Source organism: Devosia sp. (genome assembly GCF_040509215.1).
In the GTDB taxonomy this organism is placed as follows: Bacteria; Pseudomonadota; Alphaproteobacteria; order Rhizobiales; family Devosiaceae; genus Devosia.
Window position 1 is genome coordinate 1 of sequence record NZ_JBEVLL010000075.1, and the last position, 4,221, is coordinate 4,221.

General features: G+C 61.4%; 4 protein-coding genes. 3 read left to right on the forward strand and 1 reads right to left on the reverse strand.

Going from position 1 to position 4,221, the window contains the following annotated elements; genetic code table 11:
- Nucleotides 1-124: 124 nt before the first annotated feature.
- Nucleotides 125-562, reverse strand: a complete 438-nt coding sequence (locus ABW043_RS04195) for a hypothetical protein (protein WP_353919980.1) — start codon at nt 560-562, stop codon at nt 125-127.
- A 129-nt stretch (nt 563-691) separates the two neighbouring features.
- On the opposite strand from ABW043_RS04195, the gene ABW043_RS04200 reads away from it, so the two are divergent.
- The 3 genes from ABW043_RS04200 to pgi all read left to right on the forward strand — a co-directional run.
- Nucleotides 692-1,480 carry a mechanosensitive ion channel family protein gene (locus tag ABW043_RS04200; protein ID WP_353919981.1) on the forward strand — a complete coding sequence of 263 codons (789 nt, stop codon included), beginning with the start codon at nt 692-694 and terminating at the stop codon, nt 1,478-1,480.
- A gap of 57 nt (nt 1,481-1,537) precedes the next feature.
- Nucleotides 1,538-2,674, forward strand: a complete 1,137-nt coding sequence (tgt, locus tag ABW043_RS04205; protein ID WP_353919982.1) for a tRNA guanosine(34) transglycosylase Tgt — start codon at nt 1,538-1,540, stop codon at nt 2,672-2,674.
- 168 nt (nt 2,675-2,842) lie between these two features.
- The coding region (gene pgi / locus ABW043_RS04210) for a glucose-6-phosphate isomerase (RefSeq protein ID WP_502908590.1) at nt 2,843-4,221 on the forward strand (1,379 nt) is incomplete at its 3' end.

Sequence of the window (4,221 nt, forward strand, 5' to 3'; positions counted from 1 at the left end):
TCGGGACGGTATCGCGGCTGTGATAGGGGCCACGATTTGTATTCTGGGGCTGGGGGTGGAGATCGCCCTGGTGTTGGGGGCGATCAACCTTGGCATGCATGCCGTCGATACGGTGTTTTAGGCGCTAGATACCCGCAGCGTCGTGAGTGAGCGTGCCTGAAAAACCGCAGGAGGCGCCGTGGTATTCCAGGCACCCGTCGCGCTCTTCGATAACAACGCCTTCTTCACCGTCGAAGATCAGGCCGATTTCGCAATAGCGCTGGTTGAGCGGCGAGTCGTTTCCGGGCTCGTACATCTCGTTTTCGACGAAGAAATTGCCGCCCTTCTTGGAGAGCAGGACCTCGCCATCGATGCCGCCGGCGCAGCCCATGAATTCTTCCTGGATCGGCACGACCGTATTGATCGAGATGGAATAGCGATCATCCTCGATATGGGTGAGGTCGAGCGTCAGATCGCCCTCGCCGCTGCCCGAATAGTGGCCCTCGACCTCGTTCACATCCTGCGCAAAAGCGGGCAATGTGGCGAGGGAAATGGCGGCGACAAGAACAGCGGTACGAAACATGGTTGGCCTCAACAACAGAACGTGATTTTGGAATAGGGACAGGCGAGCGTGGCGAAAATCGGACGGCGTTGCGCTGCAACCATCTCAACGCTCAGGATTTTCGTCCTCGACTAATACGGGGAATATCGAATGCAAGAAGCGGAAATTTTCGGAATCTCGGCCGCCTGGGTCATCGCCAATGCCTGGTCGCTGGTGATCGCCCTTCTGGTTCTGGGGGCGGGCTGGGTGATCTCCAAGATCGTGTCGGGGTACGTCACCAGCTTTCTTGCCTCCCGGATGAAGCACAATGCCACCATAGCGCCGCTGGCCGGGCAGGTGGTGCGCTACGCCATTCTGTTCGTCACGGTCATCGTGGTGCTGGGGCAGTTCGGGGTGCAGACGGCGTCGATTCTCGCGGTGCTTGGTGCGGCGGGTCTGGCTATTGCCCTGGCTTTGCAGGGGACGCTCGCCAATATCGCCGCTGGGATCATGCTGGTCTTCCTGCGGCCGTTCAATTCGGGTGATTATATCGATGCGGACGGGATTGTCGGCACGGTCGTCGAAGTCGGGCTTTTTGCGACGCAGTTGCGAACCATCGACGGCGTCTATCTGTTTGCGCCGAACTCAAAACTCTCCAATGCCAAGATCATCAATTACAGCCGGGAGACGTCGCGCATCGTCGAGGTAAAATTCAACGTGCCGCGTTCGGCCGATCTCGATCGCGTGCGGGCCGAAGTGGCCGCTGCGGTCGCGACGGAATATTCCGCCGGCGCCGCCAAGCCCGATATCTGGCTGGATACGCTGGGCGATACAACGATGACGGTGGTGGCACGCATTCCGGTGCGCAGCGGGGACTGGTGGCAGGCGCGATCGCTTGTGCAGGAACGGCTGAAAGTCGCGCTGGAGCGGAACGGAAATTTCGCGCCAGCCGCAACCTGAAGCTTTCATGGCCGGGGCCCTTTATTCTGGCGGGGCAACCCGCTAGAAACCCGGCCCATGAGCACGACGAAACAGGTTACCTTCTCCCTTCTCGCAACCGATGGCGCGGCGCGGCGCGGTCGCATCGATACGCCACGTGGCGAGATCGATACGCCGGCCTTCATGCCGGTGGGCACGGCCGGAACCGTGAAGGCCATGTATCCCGAGCAGGTGCGCGAGACCGGCGCCGATATTTTGCTCGGCAACACCTATCACCTGATGCTGCGGCCGGGCGCGGAGCGCGTGGCTTCGCTTGGCGGTCTTCATGATTTCATGGACTGGCAGGGCCCGATCCTGACCGATAGCGGCGGGTTTCAGGTCATGTCGCTGGCCAAGCTGCGCAAGCTCACCGAGAAGGGCGTCACCTTCAAGTCGCATATCGACGGCTCGTCCTATGAGCTGACGCCGGAGCGGTCGATCGAGATCCAAACGCTGCTCGATAGCGATATCATCATGCAGCTCGACGAGTGCATTGCACTGCCGGCCGAGCGCAAGGAAATCGAGCGCGCGATGGAATTGTCGCTGCGCTGGGCTGATCGGTCCAAGGCCGCGTTCAATAACCAGCAGAACCGGGCCCTGTTCGGCATCGTGCAGGGCGGCGATGATGCAGAACTGCGGGCACGGTCGGCGGCGGGGCTGAAGTCTATTGGGTTCGATGGCTATTCCATTGGCGGGCTGGCCGTGGGCGAGCCGCAGGAAGTGATGTTCCGCGTGCTTTCGGACATTACGCCGGAGCTTCCGACGGATCGGCCGCGCTATCTGATGGGCGTGGGCAAGCCGGACGATATTCTGGGGGGCATCGAGCGCGGCGTCGATATGTTCGACTGCGTGCATCCGACCCGTGCTGGGCGCCATGGCCACGCCTATACGCGCTTCGGTGTCATCAATCTGAAGAATGCGCGGCACAAGGATGATCCTCGTCCGCTCGATGAAGCGTCGCCCAATCCCAATTGCCGGCGCTGGAGCCGGGCCTATCTCCACCATCTGGTAAGGACGGAAGAGATTTTGGGTGCCATGGTGCTTTCGCAGATCAACCTTCACTATTATCAAGAGCTGACCGCGGGCACGCGGGCGGCTATCGAAGCCGGCCGCATGGCCGACTTCGCGGCCGAAACGCGCGCCGCATGGGCTGCCGGCGATCTGCCGGTCCTCTAAGGTATGTAAAGGATCACGTGATGTCTGGCTGCAAACGGCAGTTTTCTGCGCTTCCGGTCCTCACGTACCCAAACGTACGTTCCGGTCCGGTTCTCGAAAACCACCGTTTTCGCTCAGACCTGACCCGATCCTTCACACACCTACAAAATTCCTCGGGAGAATAAGCTGATGGCTAAGTCTGGGCGTAAGGCCGGTTTCGAAGCGCTGGGCAAGCTCAAGAAGGCAATCGAGGGCCAGCCGATGCGGCTGCTGTTCGCGGAAGATCCCAACCGCTTCCAGCGTTTTTCGGTGAGCGGAGCGGATATCCTGCTCGACTACTCGAAGAACCGCATCGATGACGAAGTGATGGCTGCGCTGTTCGACCTGGCGCGCGCTGCTGGCGTTGAAGAGCGCCGTGCGCAGATGTGCGAAGGCGAGCACATCAACATCACCGAAGACCGCGCCGTGATGCACATGGCGCTGCGCTATCAGGGCGACAAGCCCGTCGAGGTGGACGGCAAGGATGTGATGCCCGACGTGCGGGCGGTGCTTGCGGCTATCGAGGCCTATACCAACGCCGTGCGGAGCGGGGAAATCCGCGGCCATGGCGGCGAGCAGATCACCGACGTGGTCAATATCGGCATTGGCGGGTCCGATCTCGGCCCGGTGATGGTGACGCTGGCGCTGGCCCCCTACACGCGGCCGGACCTGCGCGCGCACTATGTGTCGAACGTCGATGGCGCGCATATCCATGACATCCTGAAGGGTCTCGACCCGGCCAAGACGCTGTTTATCGTCGCCTCGAAGACCTTTACGACCGACGAGACGATGACCAACGCCCATTCGGCCCGTAAGTGGCTGGCGGGTGCGCTGGGCGAAGAGGCGGTGCCGAACCACTTTGCGGCGGTTTCGACCAACCTGCCGGCCTGCGCCAAGTTCGGCATTCGTGAAGACCGGATTTTTGGTTTTTGGGACTGGGTCGGCGGCCGCTATTCTGTGTGGTCGGCTATCGGCCTGCCGGTGGCGCTGGCCGTCGGATACGAAAATTTCGCAAAATTCCTGGCTGGCGCCGATGCGATGGACCGGCACTTCCTCGAGACGCCGCTGGATCAGAACCTGCCCGTGATCATGGGCGTGCTTGGCGTGTGGTATCGCAATGCGTGGGGTTTCTCGACCCATGCCGTGCTGCCCTATGACCAGCGGCTGAGCCGTTTCCCGGCCTATCTGCAGCAGCAGGACATGGAATCGAACGGCAAGTCGGTCACCCTCAGCGGCAAGCCGGTGGGCTGGTCGACGGGCCCGATCGTCTGGGGCGAGCCGGGCACTAATGGTCAGCATGCGTTTTATCAGCTCATCCACCAGGGTACGGACGTGATCCCGGCGGATTTCCTGATTGCCGCGCAGCCGCATGAAAAGCTGCCGCCGCATCACGATAAGCTCGTGGCCAATGTGCTGGCGCAGTCGGAAGCGTTGATGCTGGGCAAGACCGAGGAAGAGGTCGTGGCCGAGCTCAAGGCGCAGGGCCTCGACAAGGACAAGATCAAGGAACTCACCCCGCACAAGGTGTT